Source organism: Enterococcus sp. AZ095a, from assembly GCF_050546735.1.
Taxonomy (GTDB): Bacteria; Bacillota; Bacilli; order Lactobacillales; family Enterococcaceae; genus Enterococcus_D; species Enterococcus_D entomosocium.
The window spans coordinates 2,563,533-2,582,312 of the sequence record NZ_CP172953.1; the positions used below are offsets into that span (position 1 = coordinate 2,563,533).

Here is an 18,780-nt window from a genome sequence, read left to right on the forward strand (position 1 = left end):
GTACGCGCTGAAATTGATACGCAAAAAAACTCCAGCACTTGTACACCGCAAGTACTGGAGTATTTAATCATAAGCCGTTTCGTTCAATCACTTTTTGATACCAATAGAAACTGTCTTTTTTCTTTCTATCTAAAGTCCCTGTCCCGTCGTCATATTTATCCACAAAAATGATGCCATACCTTTTTTTCATTTCTCCTGTAGAAGCACTGACAATATCAACGGCACTCCAAATCGTGTAACCAATCAACTCGACACCATCATCGATGGCTTTCTCCATTTCAGCAATATGCTTTTCTAAATAATCGATACGGTAATCATCATGAATCTGTCCATCTTCAGCAACAGTTTCTGAAACCCCGATCCCATTTTCCACGATCATCAATGGCAGCTGGTAGCGATCATAAATATCATTCAACGCAATTCTCAATCCTACTGGATCAATCATCGCATTCCATTCCGTCTGCTCTAGATAAGGATTATTTACGCCAGAGCCGCCAATCATACTGTGTCCATTTTTGGTAACTTTCTCATCTGCAGAGACACAAAGTGTTAGATAGTAACTAAACGTGTAGTAATCCACTGTTCCCTTAGCTAGGATCGCTTGATCTTCTGGTGCAAACTCGATTGCAAAGCCATGATCAGCAAAATATTTCTTTGCATAATAAGGATATTTCCCTTTGACCTGCACATCGCCACAAAATTTCGAATGCATATTTTCTTCTTGTTTGGCTAGTAATACATCATTTGGATGGCTAGTATAAGGATAGCGTGGCATATAAGAAATCATACAGCCGATTTTCAAATCTGGATAGTGTTTATGTCCGTAAGCGACAACCTTTGCACTGGCAACAAATTGATGATGCAGGGCTTGGTAGCGTTGCTGTAGATTATCCGGCTGATTGATAAATTCAGATTCACCAACTTGCAGTCCCAGTGATAAAAAGTTTCCGATACTTAAGGTGGCCGTGTTGATTTCATTAAAAGTGATCCAATAGTTTACTTTTTCGTGATAGCGTTCAAACAACACCGCCGCATATCTCGCATAAAAGTCGATCACTTCACGACTCGCCCAACCATTGTATTCTTGGCTCAAATATGCGGGAACATCAAAATGAGCAATGGTTACAATTGGTTCAATCCCGTACTTCCGACACTCGTCAAACACACGATCATAAAAGGCCAGGCCTTCTTCATTCGGTTCAGTGTCGTTGCCCTTGGGAAAAATCCGGGTCCAGTTGATAGACATGCGGAAAGCTTTAAATCCAGCTTCTGCAAACAATGCAATATCTTCTTGATAATGATGATAAAAATCAGTTGCTTCGTGGCTTGGATACAACAACTCTTCTTCAATTTTTGCTGTGATTTTCCGAGAAGTCGTATGGCTGCCACCGCTGATCAAGTCAGCACAAGCGAGCCCTTTTCCGCCCTCATTATAGCCGCCTTCATATTGGTTTGCCGCCGAAGCGCCGCCCCATAAAAAATGTTTTGGGAAACTCATTGCTGTCATCCTTTCTTCTTTCTAATGGTTAAAAAATGGCTAATAACTGATCGCCAGCTTTAATTTCTTGATTTTGGGCAAGTGCCACAACATCTAAGAAGTCTGCCGTATTGGTAACAGTGATCATAACGGTATCTTCATACCCTGCCTGAGCGATTTTTTCTGCATCAAAGTGCAATAATGTTTCTCCCATAGTGATTTGATCACCTTCATTGACTAGTCGTTCAAAGGCACTTCCTTGCATATTCACCGTATCAATACCGATGTGGATCAGAAGTTCAATCCCCTCGGTACTGGTAAGTCCAATCGCATGATTTCCTGGAAAAACGGCAGAAACCTGTCCCGTAAATGGGGCAATCACCTGTTGATCTTGTGGCTTAACAGCAATTCCTTTGCCTAATGCCAATGAAGCAAACGCCTGATCATTGGTTTCTGTCAATGGAACGGCAGTTCCTTTTAAAGGTGATAATACAATTTTTTCAATCGCTGATTGTTCTTTCTTCGTTTCAGAAGAAACATCAGTTGCTTTGGCTGTCACATCTTGCGCTCCAGATTTGACTGCTTGCGGCTGATTATTATTAGGAAAATCTGCATCTTTGACCATGACCCAGGTGTAAGCAAAGGCAATCGCAAAAGTAATCAACGAGCCGATCAGCGCATGAAACACACTGCTGTATGATGGAAGCGCCACAAATGAAGCAATGACTACTGGCGTATTGATTTTCATCAAACCAAAATAAAGTCCCCCAGCAGCACCCCCAAGGATCATTCCGACAATCGGTTTTTTCAGACGTAAGGTTACTCCGTACAAAGCAGGTTCAGACACACCCATCAAGGCAGTAATTGCCGATGAAAAACTCACTTGTTTAAATTCCGTATCCTTAGCTTTGATTCCAGCCGCTAAACAAATCGCTGCTTCGGCAGCCAATCCAAGCAGCATACCAGGGACGATCAAATCATCATACCCGTACGTTGCCAAAGAAGTTAATAAAATAGGGGTCAGCGTCGTGTGCATGCCCGTCATTACTAGCAATTGAGCAAAGGCACCCATAAACAAGACGGCTAACGGACCAAAATTGTTTGTTAAGTAGTTCAAAAACTGTGACACATAGTTGCCGATCGTCACACCTAATGGTCCGATTAGCAATAGAGCCAGCGGTGTGATCACGATGATGGCGATCAATGGACGTAGAATAAATTTGACACTGTTCGGTAAAATCCGATCGGCGAACCGATAGACATAAGACATAACCCAGACACTTAATAAAACTGGCAAAACGGAGGCATTGTAGCTCACATTCGGTACGAGCAATCCAAATAATGTGATTCCTCCTTCTTGGCTAAGAAGGGCCGTCAATCCTGGCATCACAAAAATCGCTCCGACGTAGCTTCCTAAGAAAGGATCAATTTTCAATCGTTTGGCCACAGAATTTCCTAAATAAACGGGAATGAAAAAGAAGGCTGCTTGCGATACTTGATACAATACGAGATACGTATCGTCAGTTGCAGCTAAAATTCCTGATAACTCCAATAGTGAAAGGACCACTTGCAGCATTCCTCCAGCTGCTATGATTGCAATCATCGGTGTAAAACAGCCTGCGATAAAGTCAAGGAGTCGTGAGATGATCGATTGATCGCTACTGCTTTGATCAGCCGTCGTTTCTGTCGTCGGTAGTTGAGCGTATACACTCGATACATCTGGCCCAATAATCACTTGGTATTGACCATTTCCCTGAACGAGTCCAGTCACTCCTTTTAACTGTTTGATTGCTTCACTGTCAGCTTTTTTGTCGTCGGCCAGCGTGAAACGCAGTCTTGTTGCACAGTGGGTCACGTGCTGGATATTTTTACCACCGCCGACATTTTCATAAATTTCATTGGCTAGTTTTTTATAGTCCATTGTTTTTCTCCCTTTCTCCTTGTTCCGTCAATTTCTGGATATGGAGTGATAGATAAATTTCTTCATTTTCTGAGATGCTGATATCATACGTATTTTTGATATAAACCTTGATTTTTTCCACACAGTGAAACGCTTGCGGATACATCTTCTCAATTTGTGCATAGAGCGTCGACGCTTCATAGCTGGGAAGTGTATGATTGATCACATTTTGTGCAAAATAGTGCAGATGCGTGACAAAGCGAGAATAATGGAAACTATTCTCATCAAAATTTTGTTTGTACTCATACTTTACGATCGTCAGTACGTCTTCTATAAATTTCGCGATTTGATTGGTAACCGCCATATCCTTCTTTTGTGATTGGACATTTACAAAATGCAATGCGATGGAGATCGCTTCTTCTGTTGGTACATCGATCGCTAGTTCTTGCTCCATAAGCTGGACAGCATACACCCCAATGGCATATTCATCGGGATAAAATCGCCGAATATCCCATTGCAAAGGACTATGAAAAGTCATTTGCTGCTTGATCCTATGAACAGTGAAATCAATATGATCCAGCAAAGTCAAATAAATATAGTCGCTGACTGCTAAGCGATAATTCTGTTTGGCATAAGCCACGATTTTAGCAACGATCGCTACGTATTTCGGATCGCATTTTCCTAATTGATAGCTAAAATGTTCCAACATTGCGTGAGTATCCAATACAAAAATCTTTTCAAAATCTTGTTCTTCTACATCATCTCCTACCTTCTTATTGAAGCTGATGCCTGTAGAAAATCCGATAATTTCATTGCTGCCTTTCTTTAGTAAGACAACATTATTATTTAAAAACTTCTTTATTTTCATGATTTCCTCCACCTTAAAAACACTAAAAAACCTCATACTCCACCCTTGGTGGAATATGAGGTTTGCCTTCTTACAGTAACACGCCTCTTGGTCACAGCACTTCTGTAACCGTTATCTAATTACATCGGTATCATAGCACTTCAAAAAAAACTTGTCAATCGCTTCCTTAAATTTTTTCACACGATCGCTAAGCCACCGTTGAGCTTCTCACAAAAGCTATTTTTGTCAGACTGGTGTTTTAAGAACAACTTTTGCTTTTTTTAATCCCCAAACCAGCAACTTGCCGGCACAATAAACAACAATCTTCGTGCTTATGCAGCGCTTGAATCATCGTTTCTTTCTACAAACCATTTTTTGAGGGGAAAATGTCTCAATAACACGCAAATACAAAAATAGATTCTCTTCTCTACTTTTGACACCTATCTTAGCTATTCCTCGATTGGTCTATTTGTTTAAATTTCAAAACAAAACAGCTTTCATTCTTTGTCCTTCTATGCTGGAAAGCAAGTAGCAGTAACTTTATACATCTAGGTTCCTTCGTCTTTCCTTTCAAATGCGCATTGGTCTATTCCACACCTCCTCCCTTTATCTCTCAATCTTTTCTTAAGCGTTTGAACAATTTCTTAATAAAATAACTAACAAAAAATAAACTTTTACTATATCTCTTGAATGTAAGCGGTAAATTTGTTATTATTACGAAGGATAAGGAGGTGTTTATCGATTGTATGCGATTAAAATCTTTCATGGTTATCTAACCGCCGAAGGAAAAAGAACACGGGACAAAACAATTGCATTGACCTATACTTGCAGAGAAGATGCTGAACGTTTCGCAAATAAAATCGGCGGGAGAGTTAAAAAAATTGGCTAACCAACTAGAATAAAAAAGGCTGTCAACCTCAGTAGGTGACTGCCTTTTTTTGTTATCTGATTTCTTTTAACTCTTTTCGCGGTACTAACTTTTTACATAACCGTCCCTATCCTTTCCTTGTCGAATCACGCTGTGAAGCAAGTTAGTTGGTTTTGACGCCTTGAGTCTTTATACTGAAACAAAGGCACCAGCCAATCCAAAAAAAGGAGTGACCTGTCCATGTGCGGCCGATACTTATTTGATCCATCAACTGGCGAATTGTCAGAATATTATCAAGAAGCCGCGGCGAAAGCCCGCAAGCGCCAACAGACTGTCGCTATCAATGATGTTTTCCCCTCCAATCACGTCGTAACCATCGGTGCAAATCAACAACAACAAGTTGTAGCTGGTGTGACAAGATGGGGCTTTACCGGCTTTAAAAAAGGGCATTTGATGATCAATGCGCGTTCTGAGACCGTTGAAGAGAAACCGACTTTTCGCCAGCCTTTCCAAGAGCATCGCTGTGTCTTTCCGATGTCTGGTTTCTATGAATGGAATCATGAAAAGGAAAAGTTCCTCTTTTCGCAAGATCACGTGATTTATGCTGCTGGTTTTTATCGCATCCTTCAAAAAGAGGATCAGATCGAAACCGAATCAATCATTCTAACGACTGCCGCGAACGATTCTGTTGAACCAGTCCACGATCGAATGCCTCTGTTCTTAGAAAAAGAAGCGATTGCTTCTTGGATCAATGACTTGGCTTTTGCTCGCCAACAACTCAAAGCAGAAATGCCCAAGCTGAAAACCCAATTGCTCTCTTCTTAACTGCTTGCTACTTCTTTTTCAGCAGAACAAAAACCGCCAAGTCAGCTTTGATTTGGCGGTTTTTTTCTACTTCTGCTTTTCCTTAATAAACGGTGAAGGTCTTGCCAGTCATGATTCCAAAGACTGCTTTTTGATACGCTGCAAAAACGGGTGCGTCACCAACGGGAATAAAGCCTTTGAAAGAATCGGCGAAGGTTTCCCAAGAGCCCACAAGCGCATTGGGACTGACTGCATTGATTCGTATCCCCTGACCGATCTCAAAAGCTGCCGATGCCACGAAGGCTTCTAAACCGCCGTTGACCAGTGCTGAAGGCGTGCCCATTGGGATAAATTCGTCTTTGATAATTCCAGAAGTCAGCGTGATACTGCCACCTTCATTGAGAAAATGCTGGCCAATCAACGCAAGGTTGACTTGTCCTTGCAGCTTCGAAGCCACCGACTGTTGAATATCTGCTGGCGTCAATTCCTCAAAGGGTTTAAACACTGTGCTTCCCGCAGCGGAAACAATGGCATCCACTTTCCCAGTGGCTGTAAATAGCTGGCTGACACTGTCTGCATCCGCAATTTCGACCTGATGATCGCCATTGCTACGGCTAGCCGTGATCAGCTCCACCTCTGGTACCTGCTGAAAGCCTTCAACTAAAAGCTGCCCAAGTGTGCCGGTATGTCCAATCAAAAGTAATTTCATTTGCTCGCCTCTTTTTTTGTTTTGTGTTTCGATTCTAACCCAACCAAGCGATTTCGACCATTCATCTGCTTTTCCTGCTTTTTAGGTCTATTCTTGCCCTTGTCCATTTGTTCCCCTACTACCTGCGTAGTGATTGGAATCACCTATCACGAAAGCAATTGACAACTTTCTCATCTTGTTCTAAGATACTACTAATTTCATACACATGCAGTGAGAAGAAGAGTACGATCCCCCCTTTCTTTCAAGAGAACTCGGAACTGGTGGAAACGAGTAAGGAAGACGATCCGAAAATGACCTTTGAGCATTCGTGGACGAACAATCCCCGACGGAGAAAGCCCGATAGCGCAATGCAGTTTATTTGATGAACTGACTGAGGTTTTTTGTTTCAGCAAAAAACAAACGAAGGTGGTACCGCGAAATGATCGTCCTTCCCAAAGACTATTCTTTGGGAAGGCTTTTTTTATAAAAAAGGAGGAAAAGTTATGAAACGAAAGATTCGATTGGGTGTGGGCATTGGTTTATTGTCCTTAGTTTTATTTGCCGGTTGTGGCAATCAAGAAGAAGTAACGGGAAATGCCGAGGAACAGCAGACAGAAATCAGATTGGGGACGACACCAGGGCCTTACAGCGAACTGTTTCTCAAAGGAATCAAACCGATTTTAGAAGAAGCTGGCTATACTGTGACGGATATTGGCTTTACTGGGGTCTTGGAAGCGGACATTGCATTGAACGATGGCGAGATCGACTTAAACGTCGATCAGCACACCGCCTATTTAGAAAACTTCAATGAAAACACGGATGCCGATTTAGTGGGTATCACACCGATTCCTACCGTTCCAGCCGGCTTGTATCCTGGCAGAAAGGACAGTTTAACAGCGATTGAAGCAAACGATACCATCGGGATCCCCAATGATCCGTCAAATAGTGCCCGGGCCCTGTTGCTGCTGCAAAAAGCCGGCTGGATCGAACTTGACCCGGAAGTGGCGCCCATTGACGCGACGTTAAGAACCATTACTGACAATCCTTATGACTTGGATATCGTTGAGATGGATTCTGCCCAAATCCCCCGCAGCTTAGCAGATTTAGACTATGCGGTGATTCCCGGCAGCATCGTTTACAGTGCTGGAATCGCTGCAGAGGAAAGCTTATTAAGTGAAGACATTTTGCAAGAGTATGAACTGGTGGCAACGGTAAAAAAAGCCAACAAAGATAGTGACTGGGCACAGGCAGTGGTGGCAGCTTATCATTCTGAAGCCTTTAAAGAACTGCTGGCAGAAGAGAATCAAACGGGTTATTGGTTTATTCCTGAAGAATTGCAATGACCGCTTCACAAGTAGCAATAAGCAGCAACTGTCGTCGTATTTTTTAAAGAAGCTTCTATTACTATAGAAGGAAAAGACATGACTACTATTGATTAGTGGACCATTCCCCGTCTGAATCTTTGTAAAGGAGGTCAAAAATTGAATATTCAACAAATGCGCATCGTGCAAGCGATCGCTGACCATGGAAGTTTTCGTGAAGCAGCCAAACGGCTGTATCTTTCGCAGCCAAGTCTTTCCCAAGCCGTGAAAGAGTTGGAAACAGAATTGGAGGTCCAGCTTTTCGAGCGTACGAATCAAGGCGCCCGCTTGACTGCCGAAGGCTCGGAATTTCTAGACCATGCCCAGCCGATCTTGAGTCAAGTGGCGCAGCTGCAAACGCGTTTTTCCAGCAAGCAAGCAGCGAGTCAAACCTTCGCTATCGCAAGCCAGCACTATGATTTCACGGCTGGAATTTTCAGTGAGCTGCTGCAGGAATTTCCCGACTGCCGCCAGTTTCGCTTATTAGAAACCACGACCTTAAAGGTGATCACGGACGTGCAACAATATCGAAGTGAATTTGGGATCCTTTATTTGAATGAGCAAAACCAAGCAGGATTGGAACGACTACTGCAAGGCGCCCAATTGTCCTTCGAGGCGTTGGGACGGTTTCGCCCCCATGTCTTTTTGCGAGCAGCTCATCCCTTGACAGAAAAAAGGCAGCTTTCCTTAAGAGATCTCGCCCCTTATCCACAAGTACGCTTTTTGCAAGAAGATGAACGCTATTCGTTCTTCTCAGAAGATTTGATCGACTTCGCTCAAAGCCCTCAAGTGGTGCATGTCAGCGATCGAGGCACGATGGTCCAGCTATTACAACAGACGGATCTTTATGGAACCGGCTCGGGGATCGTTGCCCAACCAGAACGCCAAGGCTTGGCTTTTCTTCCTTTGATCGACGCGTCCGAGGGTGAGATCATCCTCATTAAAAAGAACGATCGCCCGTTATCAGTGATCGGCGAGCGTTTCTTAGCAAAATTACGGCATCATCTTACAGCTTTTCCTAGTGATATATAAGCGAAGGCCTCCTCTTCCAACTCCCCATAGATGATTGGCTGCTCCTTCGCATTATATAAAAAATCCTTGAGCCACTTCCCATGCAGGAGGCTCAAGGATTTTCTTTTACGGTTAACATTGTCGGCAATCACCGCTGATTACAGCTGCTCTGCCTGCATTTGATACATTTGCTGATAGATTCCTTGCCCTTGGACAAGACTCGAATGGGTTCCCCGTTCCACGATCTTCCCTTGATCCAAGACCAAGATTTGATCTGCTTGTTTGATCGTTGACAAACGGTGAGCGATCATAAAGGTCGTCCGTCCTTTTTGCAAGATGGTCATCGCCTTTTGAATGATGGATTCTGTTTCAGTGTCCACATGGCTCGTCGCTTCATCCAGAATCAAGATTTTCGGATCAAACACCAATGCACGGGCAAAACTGATCAGCTGGCGTTCTCCACTAGAAAACTCATTGCCTTTTTCAACGACTGGATGATGGATGCCTTTTTCGTAGCGGCTCAAAAGGTAGTCAGCGCCGACTTGTTTCAAGGCATCGATAATCATCGCTTCGGTGATCGTTGGATCGTTCATTCCGATGTTGCTGGCGATCGTTCCAGTAAATAGATAGGGATCTTGCATGACGATCGCCATTGAATCTCTTAAACTATGACGATCAAAATCAGCGATCACTTGTCCATCCACAACGATTTTTCCGTGCTGCGGATCATAAAAACGGAACAACAGGTTCAAAATACTCGATTTTCCAGAACCAGTATGACCGACTAGAGCAATGGTCTCTCCTGCTGCAACGTCAAAGTTGATATCGTGCAAGATTGCTTGCTCAGGATCGTAGCCAAAGGTCACTTGTTGGAAAGAAACATCGCCATTCGTGACAGTCAGCTGCTCACTTTGTTGTTTTTCAACCGGCTGATCAGCAAACTCAAAGACCCGCTGTCCGGCTGCCAATGATTGCTGCACATTGGTGATGGTTTGGACAAGCCCTTCGATGGGATCATACAGGCGGTTGATGTAATCAATAAAGGCATACAGCAAGCCTGCTGAGATCGCCAAGCGGCCATCAAGGAAAAAGGCAGCCAAGGTCGTGATCAAAATCAAGATCGTTGAATTTCGCAACAAATTGCCTAATCCCCAAGCGATACTTGAATCGAGTAAGAGGTATTTACGTCCGGTTTTGAACCATTTCTCTACTGTCTCATTAAATTCTTTCTGCAACTGATTTTCTCGTTGGAAGGCTTGGATGATCGCCATTCCTTGGACAAATTCATTTAACTGCCCACTGATTTGTGAGATGTATTCCCGCATTGCTAAATTGTAACGAGAGGCATATTTTGTGTAAAAATGCTGCCAGATTCCTAAAATCGGGATCAGGATCAGCATCGCTGCTCCTAAGGTGCGGTTCAAAAGAAATAATGCAATAAACGCACCAATGATTTGGATAATGTTGCTTAACAAATTACTGATCACGATCACGTAGAAATTAGACCGCAAAACTTCGGTGTCATTCGTAATCCGTGCGACGACTTTACCAGCTGGGATCTGGTCAAAGTAAGAAACCGGTAATTTGTGCATATGGTCAAAAAGCTGATCCCGCATTTTTTTGACAATACTGTTGGACATTTTTCGCAATTGCAGCAAGCTGATATAACGAAAGAGAGAACCAATCAAATTGACCAGCAAATACCCAGCGAGTAATTGGATCAAAAGTATCGTGTTTAGGTTTCTGCTGTCAACCGCCGGTGTCATCACTCGGTCGATCAGCTGTTTGGCAATCAGTGGTGAAGTCAGTTCGAGCGCTGCTGCCAACAACAGCAAGATTGCGCCCACGGTAAATTGTTTTTTATAATAGCTCAAATACGTGAGCAAACGCTTAATCGTTGAGAACACTTGTATCGTCCTCCTTTAACTGTTGATGGTAATACTGTTCTTGGTACCAGCCTGGCGTTTCGATCAACTCCTGATGGGTACCACGCTGTGTGATCCGTCCGTCTTCTAAGACGATGATTTGATCCGCTTCGGTGATGGCGGACAATCGATGGGTCACGATGATGGAGGTCGGTGCCTGCTTCATCGTTTTCAAATTCGTGATGATGGCTTGTTCCGTTTTGGCATCAACTGCCGAAAGGGCATCATCCAGTAAGAGGACTTCACTGTTTCGTAAAAACGCCCGTGCTAAGGACAAGCGTTGTTTTTGTCCACCAGACAGGGAAACGCCTTTCTCACCGACGACCGTTTCGAGCCCTTCTGGCATCCGCTTGATGTCTTCACTAAAGCAAGCGGCTTCCAGTGCTTCCCACAACACTTCTTCTGAAGCATCTGGCTGTCCGAATAGCAAGTTCTCGCGAATTGTTCGTGAAAACAAGGTATGTTCTTGCGGCACTTCTGCAAAGTGGTTGCGCACTGCTGTTGTTTGATAGGTCGTCAACGGCTGCTCGTTAATCAAGGGTACTTGATCAGAGTATGGATAGCGGTGACCGAATTGTCTTAGCAGCGTCGTTTTTCCGCTACCGGTCTTCCCAACGATCCCTAAGACTTCTCCACGAGTGATCGTCAAATCCAGTCCTTCTAACACATAACGAGCTGCTTGTGGGTATTGGAAATGGTATGCTTCAAAACGGATCGTATTGATGGCTTGCAGGTCGGCTTCACCAGGAGTTTCTAATTCATCACCCGTCTGCAGCACTTCATTGATCCGACGCCAGGATGCGGCACCTTGTTGCATCACATTCACAAGATCTCCTGCTGAGATCATCGGCCAAACGACCATTGTCAAGTACACTTGGAAAGAGACCATCGCACCGATGGTGATCGTTTGGTTGGCAACAAGAAACGCCCCGACACCAAAGCTCATCACAAAACTGATCGCTAAGATGATGGTAATCAGCGGCCCGAAACGGGAATCGATCTCAGAAACGATATTGTTTTTTGCTCTTGTTTCCAGTGTTTTCTTTTGAAACTGTTCAGTGGTGGCTCCTTCTAGTCCATAAGCTCGGACGACCCGAATGCCATCAATGATCTCCAACACTTCACTGTTCATCTCAGAAACAGAATTCTGCGCTTCCGTAAACGCCTTATCGACTTGCGAGCCCCATTTGAAAATGTAATAGGCTAAAAGCGGCATTGGAATCAAGGCAATCAAGGTCAATAGCCAAGAAACCGTCCCAGCCATCATCGCCACGATAAAACTTAGATACAAACTAGTATTTAAGAAAACCATCAGTCCATACCCAACGGTCATCCCCATCACTTGGACATCGTCACTGGAACGAGTCATTAAATCGCCTGTTCGGAAACGATGGTAAAACGGCGCCCCCATTTTAAGAAAGTGGCTCATCAATTGTTCCCGTAATTGTTTTTGCAAATCGTAGGAACCAATAAATAAATTAAACGTCCAAACAAATTCGGCCAGATATCCTAACAAGATAGCTCCGGCAAAGAGGGTCACGTATTGGACCAGTACCGAATAATCAAAATTATCTTGGATCAACGCATCAATGAATAAGCGCAAGATATAGATTGGTGCGACATACATCGCACTAGCAATCACCATAAAGACGAATACGAAGGTATAGCGCACCTTATGTTCTTTAAAATACGTTGTTAATTGTTTTAATACATACTTCATGTTTTATCCCTCACATTCTAAAAAAGTACACAAAAAAGCTCTGTCCCTTCGGAAAAAGGACAGAGCATAAACGTCGTTATTATAGACATTATCTGTACACTAATGGTTACCGAATGAGGGATTCACTTTATTCAATTTGGTTGTTTTTTTATCAAATACTTTTTGCATCGTAATCCCTCCTTCTCTTTTTATTTTGCTGACTACACCTAACACTTTACAGATAAGTTTCTGAGAATGCAACAACTTTTATTAATTTTCTTTAAAAAAGATTGACTTTTCTAAAAACACAGATGTGAAAACAGCCCTTTTTAACAACCTTTTTTTGAAAACGAATTCCTGTTTTACCCCAAGAGTTGCAACGATTTTGGCTAAAATAAAAAAACAGATGCCCTTCTCTTCAACAAACGCTGTTTGATCAGCACACTTGGTTGAAAAAAAGTTCCTCTGTTTTCTTACTACCTGTTTATTCTGTGACAGATGCTAGGCGATAGGATACTGTTCGTCCAAAAGGAAATACTTGCACCCCTTGCAAACGATCTGTTTTCAAATACGCCACCGCCCCTTGATATAACGGCAAAACGGCTGTATCTTCAACGATCAATTGTTTTTCCAGTTCTTTCAATAAGTCCCAACGGGCAGCTGGGTCGTTTGCTAAAGTCGTCCGTGCTTCTGCTAACCCTTGATCGTAACTTTCACTAGCATACCCAGACGTATTCAAGCCACCTGTTGAATCATAAAATTCTAAGAAGTTGATCGGGTCCGCGTAATCTGGTGTCCAAGTCCCAAAGACGAGATCAAATTCACCTTGGGATTGCAAGTCCAAACGGTTTTGTAAAGGAATCGACTTGGCATCGATGGTTAATCCCGGCAAATTGGTTTCTAACTGCCCTTGGACAAACTCGATGGTTTTCTTGGCTGCTGCTGTATCTGCTGACAACAGTTCCAAAGTGATTTCGTCTTGTCCCAACTCTTCTTTGGCTTGTGCCCAAAGCTCTTGTGCGGCTGTTAAATCGTACGGCAGTAAATCGCCATTTTCTTCACGAAAATCTTGGTCTGTTTCAGGATCTTTGGCAAAGTTGCTTGGCACAAAGCCGTTCAATGCAGTGGACCCATCACCTAAGATATTTTCGGCAAATGCCTCTTTGTCGATGGCTTGTAAAATTGCTTGACGTACCTTGACATTGCCTGTGACTTCTCGTTTTTGGTTGGCACTTAAATACCCCACCAGCGCCTTTGGCACATAGTTGGCTTGAGCTGAGTTTTGGTATTGCTGCGCGTAAGTATCCGTTAAGGTGGTGTAGTCCAGTTCTCCTGTTTCAAAAAGGCTGACACCAGTCGCCGTTTCCTTCACTACTTGCACGTCGATCTTGGTCAATTGGACATTCTCAGCATCCCAATAATCAGGATTTTTCGTTAACGTCCATGATTCGTTGGTCCCGTTCCACCCTTCGATCAAGAATGGGCCATTGCCGACAAAATTTTCCGCTGATAACCCATAATCGGCACCTTTTTCTTCAGCAAACGCTTGGTTTTTTGGCATAAAAGGTGTCCCGACCAAAATTTGATCCAGATACGAGATTGGACTTGCCAATGTCAGCTCTAACGTCTGCTGGTCCAATGCTTTTGCACCTAACTCACTCACCTCAGCGTCCCCTTGACGCACTTGACTGCCATTTTTCAACACATCCATTTGATTACTGCTACTAGAACCATTCTCTGGATTAGCAACATATTGAAAGGCGTAGACAAAATCATCCGCAGTAACAGGATCGCCATTGCTCCATTTTGCATCACGAATGGTGAAGGTATAAACCAGTCCGTCTTCTGATACCGTAGGCTCTTCAGCGGCCATCGCAAGCTCAGGATCCCCCTCTTGATCCAGACGGTATAACCCTTCTGCCACTTGTCCGATCATATCGGAACTATTGACATCCGTGTATTGTCCGCTATCAAGGGTTGATAAGGCGCCAGCGGTTGACACTTGAATTTCTTGCGCAACGGCTCCTTGCTCCTCTTGCTGTCCAGAATCCGTCGTGGGGCTCGTGGTACTGCAGGCACTTAAAACCAATAATGTGAAAGCAGTGATACCCATCATTTTCTTTTTCATTTTTCTCCTCCTTGCGTGATCCTCTTTCTTACAATACGTCAACGACATACTTGAAAACCGCTTGTTCTTGTATAAGCGCATCATAGGCAAAATCAGGATGCCATTGAACCGCCAACAAGCGCTGACCCACGTGTTCAATGCCTTCAATGATGCCATCAGGACTCCAAGCTGTCTTTTGCAATGGACGAGCCAATCGATCCACCGCTTGATGATGAAAGGAATTAACCTTTGTTTTTTGACCGTAAACACGAGCCAACATGCTTTTTTCAGCCGTCACGATGGCATGGGTCGGCACTTCTTTCGGAATCGGCGCCTGCATATGAATGATCTCACTGAAGGTACTGATGTCTTGCTGCAGCGTGCCACCGAATGCCACGTTGACCAGCTGCATTCCCCGACAAACCGCAAAAATTGGTTTCTTTTGCAGCAGCGCTTCATCGATCAGCGCTAGTTCAAACTCATCCCGTGCCAACAAACCGCTTCCAGTTGCCTGATGGGCCTCCTGCCCATAAAACTTGGGTGAAACATCTTGTCCACCAGCTAATACCAGTTTATCGATCTGTGAAACATAGTCCTTGGCTGCAGCTGGCTCACTGATTGGCACGAGCAATGGCAGTCCGCCCGCTTGCTGGATCGCTCGCACATACCCTAATGGTGTGTAGGCGATCGGCAAATGATGCAGCACATCGCCAGCATCTTGCACTTCATTCGCAGCGATCCCTATAATTGATTTGCCCATCGACTTCCCTCCCTGATTAACGATTTTTTCAGAAAAAAGCGGTATCTAGCAGTTGAACAAGGCAAGCGCCGCTCTTTTTCTCAAGATATGTTTCAACTATTCTAAACCAATCCGCACTTTTTGTGAAACACTATTTTCACTTTCGCGATCATTTATTACAATCACCATTCTATTTAACCCCCTCTTTGATAAGCAATAAAGAACACCGCTAGTCAGATATAGTTGAATTTTACCAATACTTTCTCTACGTAAAAAAACATGCGAGAAGCCGTTGCTTTCCGCATGTTTCGTCATTAAAATAATCGATTGTCTTTTAAAAACTCCAGCATCTGTGTTTTTAGGGGATCTTTTTCATTACGGATCGACTTTGTTTGCGTTGTTTCATCAAGTGTCGATAGCCGCTTTTTAGGAAAAGGCGCCGCTGGTTCTTCTGCCAACTCTAAGATTTGGAAGCTATCCACCACCACTTCTGCCGCACAAAGTCTCTGACCTTCTGGTGTTTCATAAGGACAGCCTTGCAAGTGTCCATTGATTTTGATACTTGCCCCTTTTTGAGTATACCGTAAAAAGGTCTCTGCCTGTTTTCCATGAATGACGCAAGCAAACCATTCATGGTGCACTTCTTCACTGTTTTGCCATTGAGACACAATGACAAGATCAAAACGTACGCCCTGATCGTCCGCCGCATCAAACGCTTCTTTACTAGGCATCTCTGCGATTTTCCCAGTAAGAACCACTTTATTCATTGCCACGTTGCATCCTCGCTTTTCTCTCATTTCTTGAGTGATCTTAACTTATGCGACCTATTCTACCACATTCCAAAAAACAAGCAATCAAAGGTCGAATGGCTTAAGAAATGCTTTGAACAAAATGAACCAACTCAAAGAATTCGTCTGATCCTGCCAATAATGTGCGATTTTCTGACTGAAAACTTCTCTTTGCTCCACACAGCAAAAAAACAGTTGGTTCAATCCCCCTATGAACCAACTGCCTTTTGCGGATTTTTATTTAGCAAAGGAATCTTGACTACCATAGCGATCAAAATGGAGGGTTTCGCTTTCGAGATAGTCGATGATCGCTTTGGGGATCATGACCCCTTCTTGCTGGGCTTTTTCAAAGTGTATTTGGCTGATCTCTCCAGGATAGTAGACTTGTGATTGCCCTTCTACTGGCGGGATTGCATGCAGCTCAGTCACCATCTGATCGATGCTTTGCTTGAAGGTTTCGGTGTTGGTAAAACGAGATGGATCGATCACAAGAAGGAATTGTCCTAAGCGGCGTTTTTCCGTCAAGTCCGCATACATGGAGGTGACCTGTTTACCAAAAGCCAAGCCTAGCATCGAGCCAGCTAAAATATCCACCATCATCATCAAGCCATATCCTTTAGCACCAGCGATTGGCAATAATCCTTGGACAGCATAGGGATCGGTGGTAGGCAAGCCATGCTCGTCTACTGCCCAAGTATCGGGGATCTGCTGCTTCTTCGAGCGAGCATCCAAAATTTTGCCCCACGCTTGAACCGTCGTCGCCATATCAAAAACCACCGGTGGATGATTGGCTCGTGGTGCAGCAAACGCGATTGGATTGGTGCCAAAATAGTTTTCGGTCCCACCAAAAGGCACCGCCATCGGATCCGATTGACACATGGCGATCGCTACTAAGTCGGCTTCAGCAGCCTGTTTGACGTAATACGCCATCGTCCCGCTATGGCTGGTCTGCTCGATTCCTACTGCAGCGATCCCGGCTTCTTTTGCCAGATGAATGGCGATCGCCATCGCTTCATTGCACACATAATGCCCCATGCCGTTATCTCCGTGGAAAATTCCGGTAGCGGCGCCTGTTTTTTCAAAAGACATGTTTGGTTCCAGCGTGATGCCACCTTTTACTAAACGCTCGGCATAGTAGTCCATCCGCACGGCACCATGAGAATGGATCCCGCAAGCATCCGCAAAGGTCAAATGCGCCGCTGTTTCACTGGCAGCGGCTTCTGGCAAACCAGCAGCCAATAGTTTCTTTTTCATCAATGCTTCTAATTCCAGCAGAGAACGTCTGCTCATTTCTTCCATCTTTTCTCCTCCTTAGAAAAAGAGAAGCACGCTTGGCAACGGCTTCTCTTATTGATTAAACACGCGATAATCCAGTTCATCGGCTGACTTAGCGATCAGCAGCGCTGAATAGACGTCTGAGTTCACGTTCAAAATTGTCCGCAGCATGCCAACAAACCATTCGACACCAGCAAATAGCGCAATGCTTTCGATTGGTAAACCGAGCTGGGGAACGATGATTGCCAAGGAAACTAACCCCGCTCCGGGAACAACTGCATTGGCTAAAGAAACGAAAGTCGCAGTTACAGCTACCGTCACCATTTGGATCCCGTCAAAGTTGATTTGATACATTTGGGCGATTGTCATGACGGTAATCGCCATATGCATCGCTGACCCATTGCTGTTCAAAGACATGCCCAATGGCAATACCAAATTGGTGATGCGGCTACTGAGTCCTAATTTGTTCTGGGATTCTTCCATAGCGATCGGCAGCGTGATGGCAGAGGAGGTTGTCGCCAATGCCATGACCGACATATTCTTCATATTTTTGATCAATCGTAACGGATTGATCCGACAATACACGGTCAACAAGACTAGCCACAGCCCAAGGAACGTGACGGTGGCTAGACCGTAGACGAGCAAATAGCTGCCTAATGGCAAAATGATCTGCAAGCCCAGGGAGCTGATCGTTGAAGCGATCAAAGCAAAAATACCGATTGGTGCCACGATCATCACGTAACGAATGATGGCAATGACGACCTCATTCAGATCCACGATCAGCCCATAAAGAGATGACTCAGGTTTCTTTTGCATAAAGTGATTGAGAGCAACACCAAAGAACAACCCAAAAACGATGATTTGAATAATTGACCCTTTACTCAACGCATCGAAAATATTCGTGGGAATAAAGTTGATTACAGTCTCTGATATAGAAATTTCTTGTGCTTGCAGAGGTTCGCCGGCAGCTTGTGAAAAGTCGATCCCTTTGCCCGGAGCAAAGAAGACCGCCATCAGCACACCCCATGCAGCTGCGAATAAGGAGGAAATCCCAAAGACAGCGATCGTTTTTCCACCCAAACGTGTGAGTTCTTTCGGGGCAATGCCCCCAACTGCTTGAATGATTTGTCCAACGATCAATAACGGGATCGCCATTTGCATCAGACGCAAGAAAAGATCGCCCAAGATTTTTAGGAATGAAGCGGCTTGCCCAAAGAACAAACCGCAAAGAATCCCTAGAAGAACGGCAATAACGATCTGCGTCACCATCGGTAGTTTTTTTGCTTTCACT

General features: G+C 44.1%; 15 protein-coding genes and 1 other annotated feature. Of the genes, 4 read left to right on the plus strand and 11 right to left on the minus strand.

Translation table 11 applies throughout. The features are described from left to right. Positions 1–67 precede the first annotated feature (67 nt). From IGJ26_RS11830 to IGJ26_RS11840, 3 genes are read right to left on the minus strand one after another with little or no spacing between them, the layout of a single operon-like run. A complete protein-coding gene (locus tag IGJ26_RS11830; RefSeq protein ID WP_194199695.1) occupies positions 68–1,498 on the minus strand; it encodes a family 1 glycosylhydrolase in 1,431 nt (476 codons plus the stop codon). Between the two features lie 28 nt (positions 1,499–1,526). Then, entirely contained in the window at positions 1,527–3,398 is a 1,872-nt protein-coding gene (locus IGJ26_RS11835) for a beta-glucoside-specific PTS transporter subunit IIABC (protein ID WP_194199696.1), read from the minus strand. Further along, on the minus strand, positions 3,388–4,245 hold the full coding sequence (locus IGJ26_RS11840) for a PRD domain-containing protein (RefSeq protein WP_008379178.1): 858 nt from the start codon (positions 4,243–4,245) through the stop codon (positions 3,388–3,390). The genes IGJ26_RS11835 and IGJ26_RS11840 overlap by 11 nt, the downstream gene beginning before the upstream one ends. A 721-nt stretch (positions 4,246–4,966) precedes the next feature. Here IGJ26_RS11840 and IGJ26_RS11845 point away from each other — a divergent pair. Both IGJ26_RS11845 and IGJ26_RS11850 read left to right on the plus strand, forming a co-directional pair. Then, positions 4,967–5,113 carry a hypothetical protein gene (locus IGJ26_RS11845; RefSeq protein ID WP_005234527.1) on the plus strand — a complete coding sequence of 49 codons (147 nt, stop codon included), beginning with the start codon at positions 4,967–4,969 and terminating at the stop codon, positions 5,111–5,113. A 219-nt stretch (positions 5,114–5,332) separates the two neighbouring features. Further along, positions 5,333–5,917: an SOS response-associated peptidase gene (locus IGJ26_RS11850; protein ID WP_005234526.1), complete on the plus strand. Its 585-nt coding sequence runs from the start codon at positions 5,333–5,335 to the stop codon at positions 5,915–5,917. An 82-nt stretch (positions 5,918–5,999) separates the two neighbouring features. Here IGJ26_RS11850 and IGJ26_RS11855 read toward each other — a convergent pair whose 3' ends face one another. Beyond that, positions 6,000–6,605 (minus strand): short chain dehydrogenase, encoded by a 606-nt coding sequence (locus tag IGJ26_RS11855; RefSeq protein WP_008379180.1) that lies wholly within the window; start codon positions 6,603–6,605, stop codon positions 6,000–6,002. Positions 6,606–6,806: 201 nt separating this feature from the next. Next, positions 6,807–7,038, plus strand: a binding site (T-box leader). A gap of 49 nt (positions 7,039–7,087) precedes the next feature. Here IGJ26_RS11855 and IGJ26_RS11860 point away from each other — a divergent pair. Then, positions 7,088–7,927, plus strand: a complete 840-nt coding sequence (locus IGJ26_RS11860) for a MetQ/NlpA family ABC transporter substrate-binding protein (RefSeq protein ID WP_086297658.1) — start codon at positions 7,088–7,090, stop codon at positions 7,925–7,927. A 138-nt stretch (positions 7,928–8,065) separates the two neighbouring features. Continuing rightward, positions 8,066–8,977 (plus strand): LysR family transcriptional regulator, encoded by a 912-nt coding sequence (locus tag IGJ26_RS11865; RefSeq protein WP_005234515.1) that lies wholly within the window; start codon positions 8,066–8,068, stop codon positions 8,975–8,977. A 137-nt stretch (positions 8,978–9,114) separates the two neighbouring features. Here IGJ26_RS11865 and IGJ26_RS11870 read toward each other — a convergent pair whose 3' ends face one another. The 7 genes from IGJ26_RS11870 to IGJ26_RS11900 form a co-directional block, all read right to left on the minus strand. After that, on the minus strand, positions 9,115–10,863 hold the full coding sequence (locus IGJ26_RS11870) for an ABC transporter ATP-binding protein (protein WP_087665000.1): 1,749 nt from the start codon (positions 10,861–10,863) through the stop codon (positions 9,115–9,117). Then, positions 10,847–12,601 carry an ABC transporter ATP-binding protein gene (locus IGJ26_RS11875; RefSeq protein WP_005234510.1) on the minus strand — a complete coding sequence of 585 codons (1,755 nt, stop codon included), beginning with the start codon at positions 12,599–12,601 and terminating at the stop codon, positions 10,847–10,849. Before IGJ26_RS11875 ends, IGJ26_RS11870 begins: the two co-directional genes overlap by 17 nt. A gap of 463 nt (positions 12,602–13,064) precedes the next feature. Further along, positions 13,065–14,708, minus strand: coding sequence for a peptide ABC transporter substrate-binding protein (locus tag IGJ26_RS11880; RefSeq protein ID WP_087665001.1), 1,644 nt, complete (start codon positions 14,706–14,708; stop codon positions 13,065–13,067). A gap of 28 nt (positions 14,709–14,736) precedes the next feature. Continuing rightward, a complete protein-coding gene (locus IGJ26_RS11885; RefSeq protein WP_008379192.1) occupies positions 14,737–15,447 on the minus strand; it encodes a gamma-glutamyl-gamma-aminobutyrate hydrolase family protein in 711 nt (236 codons plus the stop codon). Between the two features lie 293 nt (positions 15,448–15,740). Next, the gene (gene ssb, locus IGJ26_RS11890; protein WP_035006702.1) at positions 15,741–16,223 is read right to left on the minus strand and encodes a single-stranded DNA-binding protein; all 483 of its coding nucleotides are present in this window, start codon (positions 16,221–16,223) and stop codon (positions 15,741–15,743) included. 228 nt (positions 16,224–16,451) lie between these two features. Beyond that, positions 16,452–17,513: an ureidoglycolate dehydrogenase gene (allD, locus tag IGJ26_RS11895; protein ID WP_086297667.1), complete on the minus strand. Its 1,062-nt coding sequence runs from the start codon at positions 17,511–17,513 to the stop codon at positions 16,452–16,454. 48 nt (positions 17,514–17,561) lie between these two features. Continuing rightward, entirely contained in the window at positions 17,562–18,779 is a 1,218-nt protein-coding gene (locus tag IGJ26_RS11900) for a dicarboxylate/amino acid:cation symporter (protein ID WP_087665002.1), read from the minus strand. Position 18,780 lies beyond the last annotated feature (1 nt).

Excerpts from the sequence above, each read along its gene's own strand:
- IGJ26_RS11830 (WP_194199695.1), bottom strand. The coding sequence starts at position 1,498 with ATGAGTTTCCCAAAACATTTTTTATGGGGCGGCGCTTCGGCGGCAAAC.
- IGJ26_RS11835 (WP_194199696.1), bottom strand. The coding sequence starts at position 3,398 with ATGGACTATAAAAAACTAGCCAATGAAATTTATGAAAATGTCGGCGGT.
- IGJ26_RS11840 (WP_008379178.1), bottom strand. The coding sequence starts at position 4,245 with ATGAAAATAAAGAAGTTTTTAAATAATAATGTTGTCTTACTAAAGAAA.
- IGJ26_RS11850 (WP_005234526.1), top strand. The coding sequence starts at position 5,333 with ATGTGCGGCCGATACTTATTTGATCCATCAACTGGCGAATTGTCAGAA.
- IGJ26_RS11855 (WP_008379180.1), bottom strand. The coding sequence starts at position 6,605 with ATGAAATTACTTTTGATTGGACATACCGGCACACTTGGGCAGCTTTTA.
- IGJ26_RS11860 (WP_086297658.1), top strand. The coding sequence starts at position 7,088 with ATGAAACGAAAGATTCGATTGGGTGTGGGCATTGGTTTATTGTCCTTA.
- IGJ26_RS11875 (WP_005234510.1), bottom strand. The coding sequence starts at position 12,601 with ATGAAGTATGTATTAAAACAATTAACAACGTATTTTAAAGAACATAAG.
- IGJ26_RS11880 (WP_087665001.1), bottom strand. The coding sequence starts at position 14,708 with ATGAAAAAGAAAATGATGGGTATCACTGCTTTCACATTATTGGTTTTA.
- IGJ26_RS11885 (WP_008379192.1), bottom strand. The coding sequence starts at position 15,447 with ATGGGCAAATCAATTATAGGGATCGCTGCGAATGAAGTGCAAGATGCT.
- ssb (WP_035006702.1), bottom strand. The coding sequence starts at position 16,223 with ATGAGAGAAAAGCGAGGATGCAACGTGGCAATGAATAAAGTGGTTCTT.
- allD (WP_086297667.1), bottom strand. The coding sequence starts at position 17,513 with ATGGAAGAAATGAGCAGACGTTCTCTGCTGGAATTAGAAGCATTGATG.